The sequence below is a fragment of the Pseudomonas putida genome (genome assembly GCF_004357765.1).
GTDB lineage: Bacteria > Pseudomonadota > Gammaproteobacteria > Pseudomonadales > Pseudomonadaceae > Aquipseudomonas > Aquipseudomonas putida_U.
On record NZ_SMTE01000009.1, the window covers coordinates 275456 to 299570 of the forward strand.

Sequence of the window (24115 nt, forward strand, 5' to 3'; positions counted from 1 at the left end):
TGCAGGCAACCGGCGATATTACTTTGGCATCGACCAAGGTTGCAGGTCGTAGCCTTTTTCGCACAGTTCGGCGCGTACTTCTTCGATCAGGCAGGCCCACTGCGCGGGGTCGGAATAGATGCGCGAGGAAACTTGCTTGCTGCCGATACGCGTGCTGGTCCGGTCGATCACTGCCAGGCTCAGCTCTCCAGTGCCGTTGGGGGCATCCCAGGCTACACACTGGAAGGGTTCGAAGGCGTGGTCGGCGATCAGCAGTGCTTCGTTGACACGGAGCGGGGCGTTCATGGTTCGGTCTCTCTATGGTCCCAAACATCGAAATGTTAGTCCGCGGGATTTCTGGCTCGCTACAGTTATCGCGATGCGCAGCGCGGGGTTATTCGTACTGATGCTCCAAGTAGGTGTCCAAGTCACACGGCAGTTGTAAATTTTTTCGTGCGGTTATGAAGTTTGTTGTCCGCCGCCGTCTGTGACGCCATTAAACCGATGAAATTCCCGGGTGCCGTTGGTGTGGCAGCATTTAGTAGACAAACGGTAGTGGGAAGCGTCAACTTCGTTGCTACTGTTAATTCGGGCGTCGCAACTTACTGTTTTCTCGCACAAAACCATAATTTGGCGCCAAGGAACGGTCATGCACGAAACCGCAGCCCCTCGTCGCCTGCTCATCGTCGACCCGTGCGACGACTGCCACCGCCTTCTCCCCGGTTTGCGTAGCGCCGGATGGGATGTGCACAGCTGTTCCCTCGACCACGCGCTGGAGTATCCCTGCGATGTCGGCCTGCTGCGCTTGCAGGCTTCGCACCTGCGCCACCCAGACGCCGTCAAGGACATGATCAAGCGTAGCAACACCGAATGGATCGCCGTGCTCAGCGCCGAGGAACTGCGTATCCAGAATGTCGGAGACTTCGTCTGCGAATGGTTCTTCGACTTTCATACCTTGCCCTTCGATGTATCGCGCGTGCAGGTGACTCTGGGCCGCGCCTTCGGTATGGCGCGTCTGCGCGGCAAGGGCACGGTCAGGGTGGATGAGCCGGAACACGAACTGCTGGGGGAGAGCCGGCCGATCCGGGAACTGCGCAAGCTGCTTGGCAAGTTGGCGCCGACCGAGTCTCCAGTGCTCATCCGCGGGGAAAGCGGCACCGGCAAGGAACTGGTGGCGCGCACCCTGCATCGTCAATCATTGCGCCACGAGCAGCCGTTCATCGCGATCAATTGCGGCGCAATACCCGAGCATCTGATTCAGTCCGAGCTGTTCGGTCACGAGAAGGGCGCCTTCACCGGCGCGCACCAGCGCAAGGTGGGGCGAATCGAGGCGGCGAACGGCGGAACGCTGTTTCTCGACGAGATTGGCGACCTCCCGCTGGAACTGCAAGCGAACCTGCTGCGTTTTCTGCAGGAAAAGCACATCGAACGTGTCGGCGGGAGCCAGCCAATCCCCGTAGATGTGCGTGTATTGGCGGCGACCCATGTCGATTTGGAGAAAGCGATCGAGCAAGGGCGTTTTCGCGAAGATCTGTACTATCGGCTCAACGTGCTGCAAGTGGTGACCGCGCCGTTGCGCGACCGACATGGCGACCTGTCGATGTTGGCCAACCATTTTTCCCACTTCTACAGCCTGGAAACCGGGCGCCGGCCACGTTCGTTCAGCGATAGTGCCTTGGCCGCCATGGGGCGTCACTCATGGCCGGGCAACGTGCGTGAGTTGGCCAACCGTGTGCGTCGCGGCCTGGTGCTGGCTGAGGGACGACAGATCGAGGCCCAGGACCTTGGACTGCATACCATCGACGCCGAAGAGCAACCCCTGGGAACGCTGGAAGACTACAAGCACCGGGCCGAGCGTCAGGCCTTGTGCGACGTGCTCAACCGGCACAGCGACAATCTGAGCATTGCCGCCAAGGTCCTGGGTGTTTCCCGGCCGACGTTCTACCGGCTGTTGCACAAGCATCAGATACGTTGAGGCCGCAGCGACTGGCGTTCGCCTCAACTGGCCTGTTCAGCTTCCGTGTCGACGCTTTCGGTTGGCGGCTCCTCTTCGCCCGGCAGCGCGGTGATGACACTGAAATCGGTAATCTCGACTGCGCCACCCCCATAGCCCAGGAGGTGGAAGGAAAACGCCTTGCGCGCGGTAGGGTTGTCGAAACCGAACTCCATCTCCAGAGGGGTGTCGGCACTGACGCGCATCTCGCCGGGTAGCCCGACCGAGACATCTTGTTCGTACTCCTTGGCCTTGAGCTGGATACGCGCCTCATGGCGGCTATCGAGCGAACGGACCTTGATGCGCACCCGGGTATGCGAGCCTTCAGGCATTTCCAGGTATTGAGCGCCGATCAGGTTGTCGGTCCAGTCGTCGTGAACGCGTTGTTGCAGTTCGATGCGGGCCGGGCCGCCAAACTGATAACGCAGGTTCAGTGGCGTCTTGAGCAGCGATTGATCGAGGACCGCAGCGAGCTCGCTGATCTGCTGCCCGGTACCGGCACGGCCGGGGCCGAGGTATTTGGCCTTGTCAGCGATGAAGCCCTCGCTGGCATAGGTGCGGCAACGCTGCTGGAAGTCGCATTCGGTGAATACGCCACGGCCATTGTGATAGCGCAGCATGCCATTGGTGAACGCGATCATCTCGCGCCCGTTGTCATACTCGCGGTACAACGAGCGGCCGCCCAAGTCGGCGGGAATCGGCAGCGCGAAGTAGTCGAGCAGCGATGTGGTCAAGTCGATATGGCCGTAGGTACCACGTTTGATGCGGGGAAGCGCGGCCTGCTCGGGCGCCAGGGTCAGGTTGAAGCCCCATGACGATGCCAGGCGCACCCCGTCGATGCCGTGGGACTCGTCGGAGGTGACTACCACCAGCGTGTCCTTGAGCACGCCCTGGCGCTCGAGACTGGCGAGAAAGCCATCGACGGCATCGTCAAGATAGGCCACTGCCGCCTGTTTGGGATCGTCATTGCGCTGCAGGTACGCTTCTGGCGCGGAATAGGGCTGGTGGGTGCCCACGGTCAGCAACGTCAGCATCCAGGGCTTGTCCTGCTTGCGCAGATCGCCGATGTAGGTCAGGGCGCCTTCGAAAAACGCGCGGTCGTCCTTGCCCCAGGGGAACTCGACGTAGTTGGGGTTGCCGAACCATTCCTGGCCATGCACCTGATCGAAGCCGATATGCGGCATGATCCGATCCTTGGCCATGAAGCGTAGGCCGGCACCCTGCAGGAAGTGAGTGCTGAAGCCGGCCTGGCGCAGTTGCGACGGCAGGCATGCCTGGTTGCGTCGGCCCTGGGTCAGCATCTCGGTCCCTTTTGGCGTGCCATTGGCGAGCTTGTCGTAGTCGCCGCACAGCATCGTGTACAAACCACGAATGGTCTGGTGGGTGTGCACGACGTAGTCCGGGATGTTCATGCCGCGCTCTGCCCAACGACTGAGCTTGGGCATCAAGTCACTGACGTAGTGGCTGGGCAGCGCCTCGCGGTTGGGGCGCAGGTACGCTCCTGGAATACCCTCGAGGGTTATGATCAGCAGATTGCGCGCCTTGCCCGGCGCTTCGAGCAGCTTGTGGCCGTTGAGGTCGGAGTGGGTCAGGCCGCTGCTCGGCAGGGGCGCGAGCCGGTTCTGCGGGGCTATCCAGCCCTGCGTGCGCTGCTGCAGATCACCCACCGCAGCTGACATCGCTTGGTGCAACAGATTGTATTGGCGCCACTGATCGGCGTCGGAGGGAGCCAGATGCTGACCGGACCAATGGGCTGTGAACAGTCCTGCGACCAAAGCCCAGGCCTTGCTTGGGACGCGGGCTCTCGGTTGGCCACGACTGCGCCAGACGCTCACCAGCCAGCCCACCAGACCCGCCCCCAGCAGCCAGGGCAACCAGGGATGGGCCAGGCCGCCGCCCGTGGAGTTTTCCATGAACTGCGCGTCGGACAGGTAACCCAGGTCGGCGTAGGTTGGTAGTCTGCCGACGGCACTGACCAACTCAGCCGAGGCAATCCACAGGGCGCCCCAAGCGAGCAACAGCGGTAAGGCCAGCCACCATGCCCGTCGATGCAGCAGCAACAGCAACAAGCTGCCTACGGCGAGGTCCGAGAGGTATCCGAATGGATCGGACCAACCCAGCAGTGCACGTGCACCCAAGGGGATGACCAGTACCAAGGTCGCCAGGCTGGCGAAGCGGGTACGGGAGGGGCCGAACAGGTCGTTCACGAGCATTCCTTATTTGCCATCAAACCGTCATACATCTGTGCTTGATGATAACAGGCCAGGCGAGATAAGGCGGGGAGGCCGACGGTGGGCGCATCGCGCGCCCAGGTCAGGTCAGAAGTAGTAGGGGAATTTCAGGCTGAAGGAGAAGTCCGGCGAGTCGTCGGTCAAGCCGATGGACAGGTTGGGGACGATGGTCAGGTTGTCCGTAGCGGCGAAGGTCATGCCGATGTTGAAGTTGGCGGCGTTGTAGTCACTGTTGGGCACCGATTGCCAGTCACCGCCATCGGGCTTGATCTTGCTCTTGCTGGCGAACTGGTCCGATACCGAGAACGACATGCTCATCTTCTCGTTCAGGGCAAAGGCGATACCGGCGCCGATCTGCCAGGAGTCGCCGAGCTTCACGTCACCCGGCACCTTGGTGTTGACCGTGGGGCTGATGTCGCTGAACGAGTCCTCCATGTTGTAGGTGTAGGACAGGCTGCCGAACAGCACGGCGGGGTCGAAGGTCTTGACCAGCGACAGCCCAGGCGTGATCGACCAGACGCCGTTGCCAGTGGGCAGGTCTTCCGGCACCGAGAGGTTGTCGTTGGTGGGGTCGTTGATCAGCTTGATGCCGTACGGATCCTTGCCGGTTGGCGCTTTCACCCGCAGGGTGACCACGGCGTCCGGCAAGCTTTCCGATTCATCGAGGAATTTGTAGGCAACGCCGACATTGACGTCGCCGATGGTCGGGTCTCGGGTGACCGTGGCATCGGAGGTGACGGGGCCGGCGCCCCCGGCGCCCCCGGACGAGTAGGTCGATTCGCGGTAGACCACCGGTACGTTGATATCGAACTGCCAACGTTGGTCGAGGTTGTAGCGGGCCGTGAGGTCCAGTGTCCAGTTGTCGGCCTTGATCCGGTCGAGGTTGATGTTGCCGAGGAAGATCGAGTCCAGCGCCAGGAAGCCGTTGAGCACCAGGGCGCGGGTATCGTAGTGAGTGTAGGTCAGTCCGGTCTCGACACTGAACTTGCCGCCGCCGAAGAAGCCGCTGGCCTCGTCGTAGAGGTTGGATACGCTCTGCGCGGGCTCGGAGTCGTCCTTGAGCGACTGGCCATAGGAGCTGCCGGTGGTACCCGGCGCGCCGGCGGCGACGGTCTGGCCGCCCCTGACCGTTTCCGCCGGGGATTTGGTCAGGCGCCTTGGCGCTGGGGCAGGGGGCGCTTCTTCGACTTGGCGCAGGCGCTGCTCCAGCACCATCAGTGCATTCTGTTGTGCTTCGTAGCGCGCTTTGAGCGCCATCAGTTCCTGTTTAAGGGCTTCGACCTGCGGATCGGTCGCTGCGTACAGCAGGTTGACCGGTGCCAGGGCCGTCAAACAAACGACAGCTTTTAACGTCAAAGATCGGTGCATGGTTAACCGTCCCTTCCGACTGCATTTGATGAGACGAAGCGTAGATCAGTATCCGAGGGTGCGAAGGCCTTTAAGCTGATCCAGGTTGCCGCTCACCGCGCCGGCGGTCGACACGTTGTCGCGTAGCACCACGTTGAGCGAGGTGAAGTTCTTCACCTGGTTGCCAGTGCCGAGCAGGGTGGCGTTCTGCAACAGGCCGCCCTGGGCCAGGCGCTGCAGGGTTGCGCCCTGGTTGTTGCTGGCGACGATGTTCATCTGTACACCACTGCTGGTGGACGAAACGCTCATCGAGCCTGCGCCATTACTGGCGGAGATCGTCGAGCCGGCGGTCAGCAACTGGCCCTTGGGCGTCGTCGAAGCCGTACTGCCGGCTTGGCTGGCCTTGGTGACGTTGATGGCGACGTCGTTGTTGGCGGCGTTGTTGTCCCCGGCGGCGCGCACGACCTGGGTCACGCCCTGGGTGGTGCCCAGCCCGGCGCCGCCGGTCACGGTGCCGGTTCCGGCGCTGATGGTGCCGGCTTGGCTCGACTGGCCGCTGGTGGTGGATTTTTCGTCGATGGTCGAGACATAGAATTGCGGTTTGATGGTGTTCTGCTGGATCTGCATCGTCGAACTGACGCCAATCACCTCGCCTTTGGCGTTCTGCCAGGTGCTGGACATGACGACGCCGAAGCTGATGATGCGCCCGGGCATGACGAAGCGCCCGCGCAGATTGGCCAGTTCATGGTCCTTGAGTTCGATGGGCGCAAACGTCTGCGCCTGGGTGTGCAGGCTCGCCGCGAGGCAGGCCAGGGTGAGCCAGGTTGGAATCTTCATGGGATGCTCCCCGAGCTTCGTGCTCTTTTGTTATAAGAGTCGATTAGAAGAAGTCGCTTTGGATGAAGCCGAAGTCCATCAACTCCGCGTCCTGTACCGGGGTGAAATTGTTGATGCGGCCTTTCGCGGTCAGTGGCAAGGGCGGATCGAGCAGGGCGTTGCCCTTGTCGTAGCCTTGGCCGATCACGGCGAAGATGATGCCGTTCCAGCCTTTGAGGAAATCGTCGACTTTATAGCGTTTGTGGCCCAATACCGGATCGCCGATGTACACCCAGCCCTTGTCGACCTTCTGCATGACCACGAAATGTTTGTAGCCGCGGATGTCCATCAGGACGACTACCGGAATGCGCACGCTGGTCAGGGTGTCCGCTGCCACCCGATAGCCCCGGGCGCGCATGCCCAGGCTTTCGACATAGCGTTTCATGTCCAGCATGGAAAAGCCCTGGACCCTCACCAGTTCTGGGTCGGCATGGGCCAGCATGCCTTCGATGATCTGTTTTTCGTCGACATCCAGCCAGTAGGCCTGGCGCAGGATGGTCGCGAGCGCGGCTGCGCCGCAGCTGAAATCGGTTTTCTGTTGCACCAGGTCGGCGAACTTGCGTTCGCGGATACTCTGGATCGGCTTGTAAATCACAGCGCCGCCAGGAAGCACGGAAAGCGGCATCTGCGCCGCTTCGCTAATACTTGCCACACACAGCAAACATGCCAGGGCCAAAATGCGCATGTCGAACGCCTCTGATACGGTCGTGGCAAAGGCCCCCCGAAGGGGGCCTCTGTTACGCGCTGGTTAGAACGAGACGTTGGAAATGGCCAGCGAGTTGCTTTGCTGGTTGCCCACGCCCGCTGCCACGTTGACACCGAGGTTGCCACTGCCGCCATTGACCGAACCGCTCAGGGTTGCGATGTTGGTCACAGGGTTGGCCCAGCCGGTCGGAGTCAGAACCTGGAACGACACGGTGTTGCTCAGGTCGTAGGAGCTGCTCTCGCTGTAGCTCTGGGCTACGTTCTGGTGGGACTCGGAGCTTCCATCCTTGGATTTTTCGTAGCTCGAACTGGACGATTTGTCATAGGACGAATCGTAGGCCTTCTCGAACGACGAGTCATGGCTCGAACTGTGCGAGGCATCCACGGTGGCGTTGAGCGATGCATCCAGGGATCCATCGAACGTTTCGCTTTCACTGCGCTCATGACGGCCATAATCCCAGGTGCGGGTGGTCGATGTGTTGGCGGCTGCGTTGAACGTCACATCCAGCGAAGCGTTGTGGGACGAATTGGATTCCGAGCTCTTCGAGCCCGAGGCGCCCCAGCTTGCGCTGCCACTTGCATTGTGGCTGCTCGAGCCACTGGCGTTCTTGGCCCACGACGAGGTGCTGTCGGACACCAGGTTCGAGGCGTTGGCGCGGGCGGTGGAACCGGTGGCCCGAGTGGTGTAGGTCAGCGTATCCACTCGATAGGTACGGTCAGCACGGTTGTTCACGACCAGGCCTGGACCGGTCTGGGTGGCCGAGGCGGTCGCTACCGCGTTGCCGATGTCAGCACCGGCGTTGGCGATGGCCATGGTGTTTTTCTGCTGGTTCAGGTCGCCGCCAGCGATGTTGATGCCCATGTTGCCGCTGCCGCTGTTACCCGATCCGCTCATCACTGCAGCCGCTTGGCTGCCGTAATTGTTCACCTTGTTGTTGTTGCTGTACTGGTTGACCTGGGCGGTTGCAGTGGCGGTGCCGAAGACGAAGCTGTTGTCCAGGCTCGATTCGGCTGCGGCGTTGGCGATGGCGGCGGCGTTGTCCTGCTGGTTGCCGGAGCCTGCCGCCACGTTGACCCCCACGTTGCCGCTGGTGCCGGTGGCCGAGTTGCTCATTTCAGCGCCATTGAGGGTGCCTTCGTTGAGGATCTTATTGTCTGTGCTGCTCTGGGCGTCCATGGCATTGGCGGTCGCCGAGATGTAGATCACGGTTGGATCGTCGTTGCCGTTGTGACCACCGTTATGGCCGTTGTTGTGGCCATTATTGTGACCGTTGTTATGGCCGTTGTTGTGACTGCTTTGCCCAGCTTGTACAGCAACAGCCATGACCGCAGCAATTGCGAAAACCAGAGGCTTGAGTGCCATCGAGGGTTTCATGGTGATTCTCCGTACGTTGTTTTAGGTTAAGTGCTGTCTTTACCTGTTTGGGTCAGTCCGCGACCCGGACGCTCAGGGTATTGGCAGTTCGATTTCCTACCCCGGCGCTCTGATTCACCTGGATGACCCCACGGCTACCGGTGAAGGCCCGGTCGCTGGTGGTGACCTGGCGATAGCCGGGTACGGATCCAGGTGCATCGGAGTTGTTGACCAGCGCCACGTTCTGCTGCAGAAGGACGCTGTCGTCGAGACTTTGTGGCTGCGTGCCGATGCTGATGCGCAGCGCATTGGCTTGCTGGGTGTTGGCCCCGGCACTCTGGTTTACGCCCAGGGCACCACTGCCATGGCTGAAGGCATCGCCGTTGATCTGCGCACGGGTATCGCGGGCGGGATCGGCCAGGGTGTCGAGGTTCTGGCGGATCTGGTAGTTGGCGCTGGCCCGGGGGCCGACGGCGAAGGCGCGGGCGTTGGCCTGTTGCTGCTGGTCGCCGGCAGCCTGGTTGACCGCCATGTTGCCCTCGTAGCGGCTGGCGGAGCTGTCGATGATGGCGGTATCCACCACCGGCGACTGGGCAAGGGCCGAAGTACTGCAGAACAGGGCCGTGATCAGCAGCGAGTGCCTCATGTCACTTGCCTCCGGTGAGGATGTTCAAGGCGCCCATGCCACGTTGGACGCTGGAGTTGACCATGTTGGAGATGCCGTTGCCGCCACCGCTGGCGCGACCACCTGCCATATTCGGCAACTGTTGCGGGTTACCGACTTGTGCGTTGATGTTGTTGGTCTGCTGGGTCACCATCGCGGAGATGCCGGCACCGCTGCTGATGCTGGCGAAGTCGCCGTCGCTCAGCTCGTTGGTTTGCCGAAGTACCTGCGCGGAGGGGTTGGCGTTGGCAGTGGTCGGGTAGGGGTCGGGAGCGAGGGGCGGGCGCGTGGCATTGCGAGTCTGCACATCGCGGGTGATGACGATGATGCCGTTGTCCGCCTGGGCCGTCTGACTCAGACTGGCCGCGATTGTGCATCCGATCAGCAACAGGCTGTAGAAGCCTTTTTCGATATTCCCCACGATGGCAATTCCTTCTTCAGAGCGCTGGTTCCGTTCAGCATTGCCACGAACTAGAGCAGAAGGTGTGCCGGTTTTCGTTAAGGTAGGAAATTCAGTGGGTTAGCCACAATTGCTAGGGCGGGTAGGGAGCTGGCTGTTTCAAGGCTGACACAAGTTATTCGGAGAATCACGGCTTGGCCCAGCTAGTACGTTGTCTGAGCGATGTTGGGTAAGGGTGTTTCACGAATTTTTCACTGCCCCCGAAACTGGAGCAAAGCCCGCAAATACGGGGGAAAGGCCCCGGGGTGGTGTTACGCCGAATTAACACCCAGTGAGCGGATGGGGCCGTTTTTCTCCAGCAACTGCTGCACTGCATTGAGCGCGGCGCTTTCACGGGCTGACCAGTCACCGCCGATGACCTGCAGGGGTTGTCGATGTTCTTCCAGCCAGGCGAGGGAGTCGTCGAAGAACGCCAGGCGGTCGCGCAGCTCCGGCTGGCTGCGCTGGCCATCGGCGACCCAGTCGACGCCCTCGGGGCTGAGCAACAGGTGCAGGTCGTAGCGCCGCGCGAGCAGCGCCTGCTCGAGCCAGGCCGGGCAGTCGTCGAACAGGGCGCGGCTCCAGAGCATGTTGCTCAGCAGGTGGGTATCGAGGATCAGCAATTCCGGGGCTTGCCGACGAGCCTGATCTTCCCAGGCCAATTGCCCCTGGGCAATGACCGGGATATCGGCATAACAGGTGTCTCGGCACTCGTGGTCGATGAAATGTCGCACGTACTCGGACACCACCACTCCGCCGAATCGCGCCTGAATCAGGCCGCTGAGCCAGCTCTTGCCGCTGGATTCCGGTCCGCATAGTACGACGACCTTCATGGCGCCACCTGGGCCAACGCCGGATCACGGCGCCATTCCAGCCAGCCGCGTACGGCGATCACAGTGAGCACGGCGAAAAAACCGGCGGTGAAATACATGCCTTGGTGCAGGTACTGGCCAACATACGCCACATCCACCACCACCCACAGCGGCCAGCATTGCAGGCGCTTCTGCGCCATCCACAACTGCGCCACCAGGCTGAAGCCGGTCAGGGTCGCATCCAGCCAGGGCAGCGCAGCGTCGGTCCAGTTCGCCATGCCAGCGCCCAGCGCCAGGCTCATCAGCACGCCTGCGGCGAGCCCGGCGAGCAAGGTCGACCTACCCAGGCGCGAGACTCGGCGCGCGTCCTCGACCCGATCCGGACGTTTCCACTGCCACCAGCCGTAAAGCGTCAGCACGGCATATGCCAGTTGCAGCAACATGCCCGAATACAGCTTCACCTCGAAGAACAGCCAGCCATAGATCAGCACCATGACCAGGCCGATCGGCCAGCACCAGGCGTTCTGTTTGACCGTCAGCCAGACGGCGCTCACGCCGAGCACGGCGGCGATCAGTTCGAGGCCGGACATCAGCGCTCCTTCGGTAGGGAAAAGGGCGTGATTGTAACCTGCCGGCCGCTGGCATTACACGCGGAACTGCCTGAGCAATTGTTCCAGTTGTTCGCTCAATTGTGCCAGGGCGGTCCCGGCCTCACTGGAGTGTCGTGCGGCATCGGCGGTCTGCTGCGACAGCCCGGCCGTGTCGAGCACATTGCGGTTGATTTCCTCGACCACATGGGACTGCTGCAAGGTGGCACTGGCGATCGACGCGTTGAGTGCGGTCAGATTGTGCAGCGCCTGGCTGATGGCATCCAGACTGGAACCCGCCTCGCGGGCCTGTTCGACGGTCTGGCGCGAGGCCTCGCTGCTGGTGTCGATGGCCCGTACCGCCGCATCGGACTGCCCTTGCAGGTGCTCGATCATGGTGTGGATTTCGGCGGTCGATTGGGCGGTGCGCTGGGCCAGCAGGCGAACTTCGTCGGCGACCACGGCAAAGCCGCGGCCCTGATCGCCGGCACGTGCCGCTTCGATAGCGGCGTTGAGCGCCAGCAGGTTGGTCTGCTCGGCGATGGAGCGAATGACCTCCAGTACGCCGCCAATGCGCGTGCTATGCCCGGCCAAATCGCGGATGACCTGTACGGCTTGCTCGATGGTGGCCGACAGTCGATCGATCTGCTGCAGGCTGCCGTGGATCGCCTGCTGGCCATGTTCCACTTGTTGCTGCGCGGCGTGCATTTCCCCAGCGGCTTGTTCGGCGGTCTTGGCCACGTCCTGTACGGCGTAGGTGACTTCGTTGACGGCCGTGGCAACCTGATCCATCTGCAGCGACTGCTGACTGCTGTGCGCTCGGGTAGCGCCGGCGTTGTCGCCCACTTGACCTGCGGATTGGGCGAGGGCATGGGCGGTGCGCTGCAACTGGCCGACCACGCCCTGAAGCTTGCCGTTGAACTGATTGAAATGCTCGCCGAGGTGGCTGAGCTCGTCCCGGCCATGGGTATCCAGGCGTCGGGTCAGGTCGCTTTCGCCACTGGCGATGTTGCCCATGGCTTGTACGGCCTGCTGCAACGGCTGGGCGATGCTGCGGGCGATCATCATGACCACCAGTGCCATCAGCAGGACGATACCCAGCCCCAGCAGTAGACTGTCGCGCAGCTGGCGATTGAATTCAGCCTGGACGTCGTCGACGTAGACCCCCGAGCCAATGATCCAGCCCCAGGGCTTGAACAGCTGGATGTACGAGGTCTTGGCGACCGGGTCGGCGGCTCCGGGCTTGGGCCAGCGGTAGTTCACCGGACCTTCGCCCTGGCTGCGGGCGAGAGCGACCATCTCGTTGAACACGGCGAAGCCGTCGGGGTCACGGATGGCCGACAGGTCCTTGCCATCGAGTTTGGGGTTGGCCGGATGCATGATCATCTTCGGCCCCAGATCGTTGATCCAGAAGTAGTCGTCCTTGTCATAACGCAGCCCCCGCACGGCCTGCAGTGCCTGGCTCTGGGCGGCCTCACGGCTCAAGCTGCCGGCCGCTTCCAATCCCTGGTAGTAGGCCAGCACGCCGGCGGCGGTCTGTACCACATGGCGGGTTTTCTCGGCCTTGGCCTGGTAGAGATCGCCATGGATCTGGCGCAACATCAACAGCCCCAGAGCCACCACCATCACCACCGCCACCAGCAGAATCAGCCACAAGCGGCGGCTGATCGACATCGACCTCAATGCCTTCATCATCATTACTCCCTGATTGTTCTTTTTATTCAGGTCTATCCAAGCATGTCCGGGCGTCGTGCCACACTCGACCAATGGCTAACTGCCATCAGTGAGCGCTATGCTTTACCGCGACAAGCCTTGGCAGAGGCGCTCTGATAGGATCTCGGCCGCGTCAGATGAAACCTTTAGGTGGGATGAACTTTTCTGCTGGCATTTGTCCCACCTGTCGCTGTAAAAACCGCAGGGCCATGCGTGGCATACAAGTAAATCAAGAACGAGGGGCCTGCCCATGAAGGCAGCGCTCCAACGGGGGAGTGGATGGATTTTTGGAGTGCCTTTCAGGCAATCATCTTGGGCGTGGTCGAAGGACTGACGGAATTCCTGCCCATTTCAAGCACCGGTCACCAGATCATCGTCGCCGATCTGATCGGCTTCGGTGGCGAGCGGGCCATGGCCTTCAACATCATCATCCAGCTCGGAGCGATTCTCGCGGTGGTCTGGGAATTCCGCCGCAAGATCCTCGATGTAGTCTTCGGTCTGACCAGCCAGCCGACTGCGCGCCGCTTCACCGCTAACCTGCTGCTGGCGTTCATGCCGGCAGTGGTACTGGGAGTGCTGTTCGCCGACCTGATCCACGAATACCTGTTCAACCCCATTACCGTGGCTTTGGCCCTGGTTGTGGGCGGTTTCATCATGCTCTGGGCGGAGCGGCGCGAGCACCGCATCGAGGTCGATCATGTCGATGAGATGCGTTGGAGTCACGCCCTGAAGATCGGCTTCGTGCAATGCGTGGCAATGATTCCTGGCACTTCGCGCTCGGGGTCGACCATCATCGGCGGCTTGCTCTTCGGTCTGTCGCGCAAGGCTGCCACGGAGTTCTCGTTCTTCCTGGCCATGCCCACCATGGTCGGTGCAGCGGTGTATTCGGGCTACAAGTACCGCGACCTGTTCCAACCCAGCGATTTGCCGGTATTCGCCGTGGGCTTCGTGACCTCGTTCATCTTCGCCATGATCGCCGTGCGGGCCCTGCTGAAGTTCATCGCCAACCATAGCTATGCCGCGTTCGCCTGGTACCGCATCGTCTTCGGTTTGTTGATCCTGGCCACCTGGCAGTTCGGCTGGGTCGATTGGTCAACGGCGAACGGCTGACCATGGCTCGCGAACAAGCGCCTCGGCGGCGCGCCAGTGGGCGCGAAGAGGGCGTGCGCAATGCGCGCCTGAAACTGCTGGTGTTGGTCGCGCTGTGCCTGCTGCCCTTGCTGGGCGCAACGCGCATGGGCCTGTCGGGGCAGGGCTGGGTGTCGTTGGCAGTGTATCCATTGGCGAGCCTGGTGACCGTGTTGCTGTACTGGCAGGACAAGCACCAGGCACGCAGCCAGGCCTGGCGCACGCCGGAAAAGATCCTGCACGCCAGCGAACTGCTCGGCGGTTGGCCGGGTGCGCTGGTGGCCCAGCAGCTGTTCCGGCACAAGACCCGCAAGCTCTCCTACCAGCTGGTGTTCTGGGGCATCGTCCTGGCACACCAGGTGTTCTGGCTGGATTTCCTGTGGCTTGGCGGGCGGCTGCCGTGGCAGCAACTGTTCGGCAGCTTCGGCTGACTACAGCAGTTCAGACATAGCGCTCTGCACAGGCCTCGAACGAAGCCGCCAGGTGGTCGATCCAGGCCCGCACCGCGGGCAACAAGCCACGCCGGTGCGGATATACCGCCTGCAGGTAGCCGCCCGGCAGCGACCATTCCGGGAGCAAACGTACCAGCTCGCCGCGCTCGAGCTCTTCTTCACAGAACATGCTTGGCAGGGCCGTAAAGCCCAAGCCGGCGCGCACAGCGGCGTTGCGTACGACGAAATCATCGATGGCCAGACGCGGTTCCAGGGCGATTTCCTGCTGGCGGCCTTGGGGGCCGAGCAGTCGCAGATGCACAAGGCGATCGGCCTCGACAGCACCCAACACCGGCAGCGACGCCAGTTCGGCCGGGTCTCGGATATGGTCGGCGAAACCCGGTGCGGCCACCAGTTGCATTTGCGCCTGACGCAGGCGTCGGGTGACCAGAGTCGGATCTTCCTCGCCAAGATTGCGCACTCGTAGTGCGACGTCGATACCTTCGGAAATCAGGTCGACGCGGCGGTTGAGCAGGACCATGTCCAGTTGCACCAACGGGTACTGTTCCAGAAAGCGGCTGATCACCTCGGGCAAAAAGGCATGTGCCAGCGCTACGGGGCACGATACCCGCAAGCGCCCCCGCGGTTCGCTGCTCATGCTGGCCACTACCTCGTCGGCGGCTTCGGCCTCCATCAGCATGGCCTGACAGTGGTGCAGGTAGCGTTCACCCACTGCGGTGAGCTTCAGTTGGCGCGTGGTGCGTTGCAGCAAGCGGGTACCCAGGCGTTCCTCGAGCTCGGCGATGCGCCGGGACAGCCGCGATTTGGGGATGCCGAGCTGGCGCCCGGCGGCGGCGAAACCACCGGCTTCCACGACGCGGGCAAAATAGAATAAGTCATTAAGGTCTTGCACATTTTTTGTCCACTGTCCTATACGTGGGACAAACTAACGCATTTTTACGGTCTTTTCAGCTATTAGCCGGTTGGTTAGGATTCTCTCCATCGTGATCGCCACCGCCGCGGTCTTCACTCACAGGAGAGCCCCATGAAACTGTTGCATATCGATTCGAGCATCCTCGGCGACAATTCCGCCTCTCGCCAGCTCAGCCGTGAAGTGGTCGAGGCCTGGAAAGCCGCAGACCCCAGCGTCGAAGTGGTTTACCGCGACCTGGCCGCCGATGCCATCGCTCACTTCTCTGCCGCCACGTTGGTAGCTGCCGGCACTCCGGAAGACGTGCGTGATGCCGCCCAGGCCTTCGAGGCCAAGCTCAGCGCCGAAACCCTGGAAGAGTTCCTCGCCGCCGACGCCGTGGTGATCGGTGCGCCGATGTACAACTTCAGCGTGCCGACTCAGCTCAAGGCCTGGATCGATCGCGTCGCCGTTGCCGGCAAGACCTTCCGTTACACCGAAGCCGGTCCCGAAGGTCTGTGCGGGGACAAGAAGGTGGTGCTCGTCTCGACCGCCGGTGGCCTGCACGCAGGCCAGCCGACCGGTGTCGGCCATGAAGACTTCCTCAAGGTGTTCCTCGGCTTCATCGGTATCACCGACCTCGAAGTGGTTCGCGCCCATGGCCTGGCCTACGGCCCGGAACAGCGCAGCAAGGCTATCGACGACGCCCAGGCGCAGATCGCCAACGAACTGTTCGCCGCGGCCTGATGAGCGCTTGGACAGGGCGCTGCACGCGTCCCTGTCCTTTCATCCAGTTTTCATCCTTCTGCGCCTGAGCCCGGCTTATGCTGGGCCGATTCCTTCTCGCGGCGACAGCAGCCGATGAACATCCCCCGTCCTTTGCTGGCACTGATGCTCTGCGGCCTGCTCGGCCACGTCCAGGCAACGCCCTTGGTGGCCGGCCTGCATCACATGACCCTGACCGACCCGGTCGACGCTCGGCCCATGCAGGCGTTGGCGTTCTATCCAGCCAACGGCCGCACCCACGAGCAACGCATCGACGGTTACCGGCTGCAGGTAGCCGAGGAAGCGCCGGTTGCGATGGGGCAATTTCCCCTGCTGGTGCTGTCTCATGGCAACACCGGTAGCCCGCTGGCCTTGCACTACCTGGCGACCTCGCTGGCGCGTGCTGGGTTCGTCGTGGTGGCCGTGGTCCATCCCGGCGACAATGCCCGCGATCCCAGCCGCCTGGGGACCTTGAGCAACCTCTATGGACGTCCCTTGCAGATCAGCGCGGCGATCAGCGCTGCGCGTGACGATACGGTGCTCGGCCCCCACCTGTCCGCTGGCAAGGTCGGGGTGATCGGCTATTCCGCTGGTGGCGAAACGGCACTGATTCTGTCCGGTGCCCAGCCCGACCTCGAGCGTCTGCGCCGGTATTGCCTGGAACGACCGGAGGACCACGATGCCTGCAAGACTCACGGGGTCCTGATTGCCGACCGCAACGAGCTGGCCCCGCAGGCCGACCCTCGGGTAGGGGCGGTGATGTTGATGGCGCCATTGAGCCTGCTGTTCGGCCGACAGGCCTTGGCCGGGGTGCAGGTCCCGGCATTGATCTACAGCGGAGATCGCGACCAGTTGGTGGCGGTGGATCGCAACGCCGAGGCGTTGGCGCGAAAGCTGCCGATCACACCGGACTATCGCTTGTTAGCAGGAGCCGGGCACTTCGTGTTCATGGCCCGCTGCGATGCCGAGCAACAAGCGCGCATGCCGGCTCTGTGCAAGGACGCCGAGGGCGTCGACCGTCGGCATATCCATCATACCTTGCAGCAGGACACCGCAGCGTTCTTCAGCCAAACCCTAGGCGCGCCGGCGATGGCTGAGCGCTCAGCGGCGGCGGGCAAGTAGCAGGCAGAGCCCAACGCCGGCCAGCGACAGCAGGGCAGCGACCCCGAAGATCGAGGCATAGCCCAGGTGCACGGCCACTGCCCCCATCACCGGACCGGCGATCGCCAACGCCATGTCGAAGAACACGGCATAGGCGCCCAGACCCGCCCCCCGACTGCTGGCGGGGACCTGCTTGATCGCTTCCACCCCTAGCGCCGGGTACACCAGCGACAGACCGAAACCGGTCAAACCCGCGCCTACCAGCGCCCAGGCGGGCGCCGGAGCCAACCACAGCAGGCTCAGACCGACTACCTCGGTAGCCATGCAGGCGATAGCCACGTTGTAGCCACCGAAACGGTTGACCGCGTTGACGAACAACAGTCGCGAGATGATGAAGCACACGCCGAATGCGCTCAGGCACAACGCCGCCCCCTGCCAGCCACGTTGCAGGTAGTAGAGGGTGACGAAGGTGGTCAGCGTGCCGTAGCCGATGGAGGCCAGGGTCAGGCCCAGCCCGCAAGGTGCCACGCGACCGAAGGCCGACCAGAACGGCAAGCGCTCGCCCCGGGTGATCACCACGTCCTCCCGTCTACGCAGCACCAACAACGCCAGTACTGCCATCACCAGCAACGCCGGCCCGAGCACGGCAAAGCTCAAGTACTCCACTGCCAACACCCCCACGGGGGCACCGATGGCGATGGCGCCGTAAGAGGCGATGCCGTTCCAGGAAATCACCCGAGCCGTGTGCTCGGCGCCGACCTGGTTGATGCCCCAGCTCAGCGTGGCGACGCCGATCAGGCCTTGAGCCACGCCGAGCAGCACACGCCCGATCAGCAGCAGCACGAGGCTGAGCAGTGGGCTGGACACGGTCCAGGCCGACAGCAGCGTCAACACACCGCAGCCAGCGATGCCCAGCAGTCCATAGCTGATCGCGCGCTTGCCGCCGAGCGTGTCGGCCACGCGTCCGGCGAAGGGGCGGCTGGTCAGCGTGGCCAGGTATTGCAGGCCGATGGTCAGCCCGGCGACGATCGCGCCGAAGCCCAACTGGTCATGAACATAGCTGGGCAGCACAGCGATCGGCAGGCCGATGCAGAGAAATGCAATGAAGGTGTAGAAGACGATCGAGAGGATCTGCAGGGTGATGCCGAAGGTGTTGCTGGGGGCAGGTTCTTGCGCAGTCATGGGCTCGTTCGCGGGCGGGCGGTTGGGCGTGACCCCATCATGGCTGTTGCGAAGGATAAATGAAAGCAGGCTAACGAATTATTCGACCGGTAGCCCCACCTGCTGGAGGGCGGACCAGGCACCAGAAGGTGCCCAGTCCTCTGTCGATGGCTTAGACCACCACGCCCTGACTACGCAGGTAATCGTCGTAGGTACCGCTGAAGTCCACCACGCCATCGGCCGTCAGCTCGATGATGCGGGTAGCCAACGACGACACGAACTCGCGGTCGTGGCTGACGAACAGCAGCGTGCCTGGGTAGTTCTCCAGCGCCAGGTTCAGCGCCTCGATCGACTCCATGTCCAGGTGGTTGGTCGGCTCGTCCATCACCAGCACGTTCGGTTTCTGCAGGATCAGCTTGCCGAACAGCATGCGGCCTTGCTCACCGCCGGAAATCACCTTCACCGACTTGAGGATCTCATCGTTGGAGAACAGCATGCGTCCGAGCGTGCCGCGGATCACCTGTTCGCCGCTGGTCCATTGGCCCATCCAGTCGAACAGGGTCACGTCGTCCTCGAAGTCGTGGGCGTGGTCCTGGGCGTAGTAGCCCACTTCGGCACTGTCGGTCCACTTCACTTCACCCTTGTCAGGGGTCAGCTCGCCGACCAGCGTGCGCAGCAGGGTGGTCTTGCCGATGCCGTTGGGGCCGATGATCGCCACCCGTTCGCCGGCTTCGATGGTGAAGCTGAAGTCCTTGAACAGCACCTTGTCGTCGAAGGCCTTGGCCATCTTCTCGACGGTGACCGCCTGGCGGTGCAGCTTCTTGGTCTGCTCGAAGCGGATGAACGGACTCACGCGGCTCGACGGCTTGACTTCGGCCAGCTGGATCTTGTCGATCTGCTTGGCGCGCGACGTCGCCTGCTTGGCTTTGGAGGCGTTGGCCGAGAAGCGGCTGACGAAGGTCTGCAGCTCGGCGATCTGCGCTTTCTTCTTGGCGTTGTCCGACAGCAATTGCTCGCGCGCCTGGGTAGCTGCGGTCATGTACTCGTCGTAGTTGCCTGGGAATACCCGCAACTCGCCATAGTCCAGGTCGGCCATGTGGGTGCAGACACTGTTGAGGAAGTGCCGGTCGTGGGAAATGATCACCATGGTGCTGTTACGCGCGGTGAGGATGGTTTCCAGCCAGCGAATGGTGTTGATGTCCAGGTGGTTGGTCGGTTCGTCGAGCAGCAGTACGTCCGGATCCGAGAACAGGGCCTGAGCCAGCAACACGCGCAGTTTCCAGCCTGGTGCGACTTCGCTCATCGGGCCGAAATGCTGTTCCAGCGGAATACCCAGGCCCAGCAGCAGTTCGCCGGCGCGGGATTCGGCGGTATAGCCGTCCATCTCGGCGAATTCGGTTTCCAGCTCGGCGACGGCCATGCCGTCTTCTTCGGTCATTTCCGGCAGCGAGTAGATGCGGTCGCGCTCGGCCTTGACCTGCCACAGCTGGCCGTGGCCCATGATCACCGTGTCGATGACGCTGAATTCTTCGTAGGCGAACTGGTCCTGGCGCAGTTTACCCAGGCGGGTGTTCGGCTCGAGCATGACCTGGCCACCGGACGGCTCCAGGTCGCCACCGAGAATCTTCATGAAGGTGGATTTGCCGCAGCCGTTGGCACCGATCAGGCCATAGCGGTTGCCGTTGTTGAATTTGACCGAGACGTTTTCGAACAGCGGCTTGGAGCCGAACTGCATGGTGATGTTGGCGGTGGAGATCAAGGAGCTTACCTATCAATAACTTACGTGGCTTCGTCGCAGCTGCGGACCCATTTCGGACCAATCTGGCGCTGAGCTAGCACCTGCCAGTCGTTGGACGAGTTCGTCCAGCGCGCATGAGTCGATGAGAGCATCTGCACGCTATGCCCGAGCTGTTGGGCGATAAATGCGGGGGTTGAGGCCGAACATTGAGGCTATTGTCGCATAGGTGAGGTGGCAGTTGCAGGGGGGCAAGCATTCAGCCTTCAGGTGGTGCCACCCCACAGATGAACTGATTCGACCCCAGGCGGTGCGAACCGTACTCCACCACGTAACCTTCACCACGGCGCTCGGCCTCGGCTTTCGCGGTCTTATGGTCGGCGTAGACGTCGACGAAATGCCAGGGATGACGGTCTCGCAACACGCCCCAACCGAGCACCCAGCCTTCACGGCTCGGATCTGCTGGAAGATTTTTCGCCAGGCTGCGGATGCTCATGAGGCGCTCCTCGATTGCTGCAGACATGATGTGAACATAGCCGTATTCTACGTGCCCCCAATGCCAAACTGCTCAGCGTCGTGCCGTTGGCGCCGGCATCTGCTTGGCACGGCATTCTTGGGGCAGGGCGATCGTCGTTCAAAGGAGTTGAGATAGTGTGGATCGGAAGTGACCAGGCCAGGTTCAGATTGCAGCGACGCATCATGGGGGTCGCGCTGTTCTTCGCGGTATTTTTCCTGGCTGCCAAGATCGAGGCCTACCTGGTGGGCGATGGCACTCTGACGGATGTGTTGCGCGGGCTGTTCGTCACCGGCTTCACCGGTGGCGCGTTCTACCTCGCAGGCAGATGGTGAAATTGACTTGCGATAGAGGGGAGTGGGTGTGAGCAGCAAGCAGCGCATAGTGACTTTGCCTGGGCTGGCCACTTTGGTCATTACCGTCCTGGGCGTGGTGCTGTACTGCACCGAGCAGGTCGGGCTTTGGGGGATGTTCGTCATCCTCATGCTGCCGAACATTTGCATTGGACTGAGCAAGCGCTTGAGCAGGCTCGCAGGCCGTACCTGATATGCGGGAAACTTCCTGGCCAATGGTCCGGACTCATACCGGTACGATCAACTGCGGCCCTTCGTTCCTCACATTGCCCACGGCCATGCCAACCCGATGCCACGCGAAGGCTTCAGGCGGTTCTCCCAGGTTGAGTGCCAGTTGCTCTGCATGTGCATTCGCCGTTTGCGGGGACAGCCAGTCCCGGGCAAGCGCGGCTGACAAAACAACCGGCCGCCGATCATGCACATCGACCATCCCTCCCAGCGCGTCGGCAGTGATGATCACAAAGCCATCATGCTGGTTTCCAGCAAACTGGCCGATGCTGGCGCACAGGGCAGGGCGACCGTCCCGGCGCCGGATGTAATAGGGCTGTTTTTTCGGGCCGCCTTCATCGACCCATTCGTACCAGCCGTCCACCGGCGTGATCGCCCGTTGCGGCCAGATCGCCCGGAAAAACGCACCATGGGCGACCTTCTCGACTCGGGCATTGATTGGCGGTGGACGATCGGTCGCCCAGTGCGGGCGCCACCCCCATTTCACCATATCCGCCCGCAAGCCCGCGTCATCGACCCGCAGCACCGCCACGGGGGTGCTCGGCGCCACGTTGAACCTGTCCAGCTGTCCGTCGCCGACGTGGTTGCGCCAGGCGTCGGGCATGCTCAGGGTTTCGACGAAATCATGGATACCGCGGTATTGCGTCAGCCGCCCGCACATCGCACTGTCCCCGCACCAGAAAAAGTAAGCATAGTCCGCTGCGTGGTAGTGGATTTTGTCGCTATAGGGTGCTGAAATGCTGTATCTATATACAGTGTCGATGGTGCGCTATGTTTTTCCTTCTTGTCCGCCGCCGCGTGAAAGGTGTGGCGATCCCCTCTGGGCATCTGGGCCAGATACAGCCGCTGAGGGCGGATGTTCATATCGGCGACCATCACAGCCAGGCACTTGGCCGAATCGCTACCCAGGCCTGGGTACACAATCCTGCGCCCGGACCTGACATCATTCCGCGGCTGCTCGATGCGCGGGTCACGGGCATGGCCCAATGTGGAATGAACATTACCGGCATGGAAGAAATCGACGGCGTGCTGTACGCGCAGTCGTGGTGGTGCAGGACACAGTGACGTTCGGCCTGGGCGCTGGAAAGCGCCTCAGGTGTCGACTATGCCTAGTTAACGAACCACGTGCTTGGAAGGAGGCTCAATGGACTGCTTCATTTGTGGAAACGAAGCGTTGCTTCTAAGAACGGGACCCTCCGGCCGCTCGGTCAACTGCCCTGAATGCGGTATTTATGAAGCGCGAGGCGACTTCAATCCGGCTTGTCGCGCCATAGCAGAGGGCTTGCGGGGCGCCCTCGACAGACAGCGCAGCGAAGCTGTCGAGCCAGCTGTTCTCACAAGCCAGGCGGCATATCTGCTCTATGTGCTCAGTCGAATCGGGCTCAATAGCCGTGCTTGAGCGCGACTGGACCGAACCGTTCTACCTTGGTGGGTTAGTGCGATTTTGCCGCAGTTGATAGAATCCATCAGCTCAAATGGATCAATTTCAAATGCCTATATTTCGTATTCTCAGTTGCTCGACTCTGATAGCCGTCATTGCGGGCTGTGCGACGCCTGGAAAGCCGACCGGCAGTAAGATCACGCACAAGACGCCAGAGGCTTACGCTGCCTGCGTAATGCCGAAATGGCAAGCGCTGGCCCCGCAGACCACGCAAAAGTCAATTTCCCACGGCTATCGCATCACCGCACCGAGTTCGGTCACCTCCGATGAGGTGCTGGAGGTCGTGGCGTATCACGAGGGTAGCCGGGCGACCTTCTACAAAGGCAGCTTCTTGTCCTCCAACAAGTTGCGCATGGCGGCGCGGGAATGTCTTGACTGAAACGCGCCGGCGATCGTGAGAGAGGCTGCATCCGTGATGAGCGCCCCGTGGGCGTCCGGAACCGCCATGGGGGCAAGTTTTGCATTCGCCTGCCTCACTCGTGATAATCCAGCTCTTTTTGCGGAGGTCTCCGAGTGGAAACCAGAAGTATCGTGGCTGAAATGTTCATCGGTATCCCGACGCATTTCTGGGTATTGCCTGTCGCCGGTGTCATCGCTTACTTCGGTCTGAAGTGGGCCGACCGCTCGATTGTCCGCTCGACCCTGCTGCGTACGATCACCTACTTGCTGTTGCTTGCACTGGCGGTACTGCCCAACGGCATCTACGCCCTGTTCCCACCGACGCCGGAGGTGCTGGCGCAGGGGCAATCCTTGCCTAACTACGAGGGTCTGTTCTACCTGGACGCGTTCTATGTATTCGCGGGCTGGGCGTTGAGCCGGGTGGCCAAGCTCAAGTTCCGCTGAGGGATGCGAGCTTGCGCTGGAGTTCGGCCATCAGGCGTTGGCCGGTGGCTTCCAGCACGTCGGCATAGACGGCGATTGCGCCGCAGGCGCGGCAGGTGACGATGGACTTTTTGTGCGGCCGATCTGGTTTGACGATGTCGGCTGCATCGCATTCTAGGCATTTGAGCGTGACGCTCATGGTTTCCACTCCTTGGAACTCTGGTCCTTGCCCCTTGTACCGGTTAAAGCTGGGGAGGGGGATAAGACCTATTGGTTATACGGGATTGGAAAACGTTCCTGAAGATTGGCAAGTTTTTTCGTTCTTTGTGGGGGGCGGGTTTGGGCTCTGTGATTGGGTGGTTGATCCGAGGGATGTAGCGGCGCTACTGGCCCCTTCCGCCTTTACGGCGGGCAACTTTTTTCTTGGAAAAAGTTGCACAAAACCGCTTGCTCCCACATACGGCCCCTACGCTGCGCTTCGGGGTCCCCTCGCTCCGGCGGCTTGCGGGTAGATCAAAAGCAAGATCAAAAGCCAGAGCAACGGCAGGCGAATCGCTGCGCTCTCGCTTTTCCCTCTACCTTCGTTTTGTGTTGTTGCGGATCTCGCGATCTGTCTTTCGAAGATAACGCCAGTGGCGGCGCCGCCGCTAACTTTGCGACGTCAGGAGGCCGAGCGTAGGCGTCTGTAGGGCCAGGTGCGCAGCACCCTTCGGCGTAGCCGAAGGCGCGAGATGTAGACTTGCGTAGCAAGTCGTAGGCCGCGCGGGCCCGGAAGGCGCCGTAGCGAGGGGACCCGTAGCGAAGCGGAGGGCCGGATGCAGGAGCA

The 24115-nt window shown here is 61.9% G+C and carries 27 protein-coding genes and 1 pseudogene; 10 read left to right on the forward strand and 18 right to left on the reverse strand.

Annotated features, from left to right (window positions below; genetic code table 11):
* Positions 1-18: 18 nt before the first annotated feature.
* Entirely contained in the window at positions 19-285 is a 267-nt protein-coding gene (locus E2H86_RS15720) for a hypothetical protein (RefSeq protein ID WP_016392598.1), read from the reverse strand.
* 343 nt (positions 286-628) lie between these two features.
* Between E2H86_RS15720 and E2H86_RS15725 the strand changes: the two genes are divergently transcribed.
* Positions 629-1954, forward strand: coding sequence for a sigma-54 dependent transcriptional regulator (locus E2H86_RS15725; RefSeq protein ID WP_133329398.1), 1326 nt, complete (start codon positions 629-631; stop codon positions 1952-1954).
* Positions 1955-1977: 23 nt separating this feature from the next.
* Here the strand turns inward: E2H86_RS15725 and E2H86_RS15730 are convergent, their stop codons facing one another.
* The 11 genes and pseudogenes from E2H86_RS15730 to E2H86_RS26845 all read right to left on the reverse strand — a co-directional run.
* Positions 1978-4185: an LTA synthase family protein gene (locus tag E2H86_RS15730; RefSeq protein WP_133329400.1), complete on the reverse strand. Its 2208-nt coding sequence runs from the start codon at positions 4183-4185 to the stop codon at positions 1978-1980.
* A 105-nt stretch (positions 4186-4290) separates the two neighbouring features.
* Positions 4291-5571 carry a transporter gene (locus E2H86_RS15735; protein WP_133329402.1) on the reverse strand — a complete coding sequence of 427 codons (1281 nt, stop codon included), beginning with the start codon at positions 5569-5571 and terminating at the stop codon, positions 4291-4293.
* 45 nt (positions 5572-5616) lie between these two features.
* A complete protein-coding gene (locus tag E2H86_RS15740; protein WP_133329404.1) occupies positions 5617-6387 on the reverse strand; it encodes a hypothetical protein in 771 nt (256 codons plus the stop codon).
* A gap of 43 nt (positions 6388-6430) precedes the next feature.
* The gene (locus tag E2H86_RS15745; RefSeq protein WP_133329406.1) at positions 6431-7111 is read right to left on the reverse strand and encodes a C39 family peptidase; all 681 of its coding nucleotides are present in this window, start codon (positions 7109-7111) and stop codon (positions 6431-6433) included.
* 63 nt (positions 7112-7174) lie between these two features.
* On the reverse strand, positions 7175-8506 hold the full coding sequence (locus E2H86_RS15750) for a heme utilization protein (RefSeq protein ID WP_133329408.1): 1332 nt from the start codon (positions 8504-8506) through the stop codon (positions 7175-7177).
* A gap of 52 nt (positions 8507-8558) precedes the next feature.
* Complete coding sequence (locus E2H86_RS15755) at positions 8559-9131, reverse strand: adhesin (protein WP_133329410.1); 573 nt, start codon at positions 9129-9131, stop codon at positions 8559-8561.
* Between the two features lies 1 nt (position 9132).
* On the reverse strand, positions 9133-9570 hold the full coding sequence (locus tag E2H86_RS15760; protein ID WP_133329412.1) for a hypothetical protein: 438 nt from the start codon (positions 9568-9570) through the stop codon (positions 9133-9135).
* Positions 9571-9860: 290 nt separating this feature from the next.
* Positions 9861-10421 (reverse strand): AAA family ATPase, encoded by a 561-nt coding sequence (locus E2H86_RS15765; protein ID WP_133329414.1) that lies wholly within the window; start codon positions 10419-10421, stop codon positions 9861-9863.
* Positions 10418-10990: a nicotinamide riboside transporter PnuC gene (gene pnuC, locus E2H86_RS15770; RefSeq protein ID WP_133329416.1), complete on the reverse strand. Its 573-nt coding sequence runs from the start codon at positions 10988-10990 to the stop codon at positions 10418-10420. Before pnuC ends, E2H86_RS15765 begins: the two co-directional genes overlap by 4 nt.
* Positions 10991-11044: 54 nt before the next feature.
* On the reverse strand, positions 11045-11779 hold the full coding sequence (locus E2H86_RS26840) for a methyl-accepting chemotaxis protein (protein WP_409977290.1): 735 nt from the start codon (positions 11777-11779) through the stop codon (positions 11045-11047).
* Between the two features lie 138 nt (positions 11780-11917).
* Positions 11918-12685 (reverse strand): annotated as a pseudogene (locus E2H86_RS26845) (cache domain-containing protein); the annotation flags it as partial.
* 294 nt (positions 12686-12979) lie between these two features.
* Here E2H86_RS26845 and E2H86_RS15780 point away from each other — a divergent pair.
* Entirely contained in the window at positions 12980-13810 is an 831-nt protein-coding gene (locus E2H86_RS15780; RefSeq protein WP_133329418.1) for an undecaprenyl-diphosphate phosphatase, read from the forward strand.
* Positions 13811-13812: 2 nt separating this feature from the next.
* The gene (locus E2H86_RS15785; protein ID WP_133329420.1) at positions 13813-14259 is read left to right on the forward strand and encodes a DUF1294 domain-containing protein; all 447 of its coding nucleotides are present in this window, start codon (positions 13813-13815) and stop codon (positions 14257-14259) included.
* A 10-nt stretch (positions 14260-14269) separates the two neighbouring features.
* On the opposite strand, the gene E2H86_RS15790 is transcribed toward E2H86_RS15785, so the two are convergent.
* The gene (locus tag E2H86_RS15790) at positions 14270-15172 is read right to left on the reverse strand and encodes a LysR substrate-binding domain-containing protein (RefSeq protein ID WP_133329422.1); all 903 of its coding nucleotides are present in this window, start codon (positions 15170-15172) and stop codon (positions 14270-14272) included.
* A gap of 132 nt (positions 15173-15304) precedes the next feature.
* Between E2H86_RS15790 and E2H86_RS15795 the strand changes: the two genes are divergently transcribed.
* On the forward strand, positions 15305-15916 hold the full coding sequence (locus tag E2H86_RS15795; protein ID WP_133329424.1) for an FMN-dependent NADH-azoreductase: 612 nt from the start codon (positions 15305-15307) through the stop codon (positions 15914-15916).
* A gap of 114 nt (positions 15917-16030) precedes the next feature.
* Positions 16031-17056, forward strand: coding sequence for an alpha/beta hydrolase family protein (locus tag E2H86_RS15800; protein ID WP_133329426.1), 1026 nt, complete (start codon positions 16031-16033; stop codon positions 17054-17056).
* On the opposite strand, the gene E2H86_RS15805 is transcribed toward E2H86_RS15800, so the two are convergent.
* From E2H86_RS15805 to E2H86_RS15815, 3 genes are all read right to left on the reverse strand, one after another.
* Positions 17036-18217, reverse strand: a complete 1182-nt coding sequence (locus tag E2H86_RS15805; protein ID WP_133329428.1) for an MFS transporter — start codon at positions 18215-18217, stop codon at positions 17036-17038. The two genes, E2H86_RS15800 and E2H86_RS15805, sit on opposite strands and share 21 nt — an antisense overlap.
* A gap of 151 nt (positions 18218-18368) precedes the next feature.
* The gene (locus tag E2H86_RS15810) at positions 18369-19955 is read right to left on the reverse strand and encodes an ABC-F family ATPase (RefSeq protein WP_133329430.1); all 1587 of its coding nucleotides are present in this window, start codon (positions 19953-19955) and stop codon (positions 18369-18371) included.
* A gap of 235 nt (positions 19956-20190) precedes the next feature.
* Positions 20191-20427 carry a hypothetical protein gene (locus E2H86_RS15815; RefSeq protein ID WP_133329432.1) on the reverse strand — a complete coding sequence of 79 codons (237 nt, stop codon included), beginning with the start codon at positions 20425-20427 and terminating at the stop codon, positions 20191-20193.
* A 155-nt stretch (positions 20428-20582) separates the two neighbouring features.
* Here E2H86_RS15815 and E2H86_RS15820 point away from each other — a divergent pair, with 155 nt between their 5' ends.
* Both E2H86_RS15820 and E2H86_RS15825 read left to right on the forward strand, forming a co-directional pair.
* Positions 20583-20780 carry a hypothetical protein gene (locus tag E2H86_RS15820; RefSeq protein WP_133329434.1) on the forward strand — a complete coding sequence of 66 codons (198 nt, stop codon included), beginning with the start codon at positions 20583-20585 and terminating at the stop codon, positions 20778-20780.
* A 28-nt stretch (positions 20781-20808) separates the two neighbouring features.
* Positions 20809-20991 carry a hypothetical protein gene (locus E2H86_RS15825; RefSeq protein ID WP_133329436.1) on the forward strand — a complete coding sequence of 61 codons (183 nt, stop codon included), beginning with the start codon at positions 20809-20811 and terminating at the stop codon, positions 20989-20991.
* Between the two features lie 33 nt (positions 20992-21024).
* Here E2H86_RS15825 and E2H86_RS15830 read toward each other — a convergent pair whose 3' ends face one another.
* On the reverse strand, positions 21025-21687 hold the full coding sequence (locus E2H86_RS15830; protein ID WP_133329438.1) for an SOS response-associated peptidase: 663 nt from the start codon (positions 21685-21687) through the stop codon (positions 21025-21027).
* Between the two features lie 110 nt (positions 21688-21797).
* Between E2H86_RS15830 and E2H86_RS15835 the strand changes: the two genes are divergently transcribed.
* From E2H86_RS15835 to E2H86_RS15845, 3 genes are all read left to right on the forward strand, one after another.
* Entirely contained in the window at positions 21798-22091 is a 294-nt protein-coding gene (locus tag E2H86_RS15835) for a hypothetical protein (protein ID WP_133329440.1), read from the forward strand.
* 425 nt (positions 22092-22516) lie between these two features.
* Positions 22517-22846: a hypothetical protein gene (locus tag E2H86_RS15840; protein ID WP_133329442.1), complete on the forward strand. Its 330-nt coding sequence runs from the start codon at positions 22517-22519 to the stop codon at positions 22844-22846.
* Between the two features lie 161 nt (positions 22847-23007).
* Positions 23008-23310 carry a hypothetical protein gene (locus E2H86_RS15845; RefSeq protein ID WP_133329468.1) on the forward strand — a complete coding sequence of 101 codons (303 nt, stop codon included), beginning with the start codon at positions 23008-23010 and terminating at the stop codon, positions 23308-23310.
* On the opposite strand, the gene E2H86_RS15850 is transcribed toward E2H86_RS15845, so the two are convergent.
* Positions 23297-23488, reverse strand: coding sequence for a hypothetical protein (locus E2H86_RS15850; protein ID WP_133329444.1), 192 nt, complete (start codon positions 23486-23488; stop codon positions 23297-23299). The genes E2H86_RS15845 and E2H86_RS15850 overlap by 14 nt on opposite strands.
* Between the last annotated feature and the right edge of the window lie 627 nt (positions 23489-24115).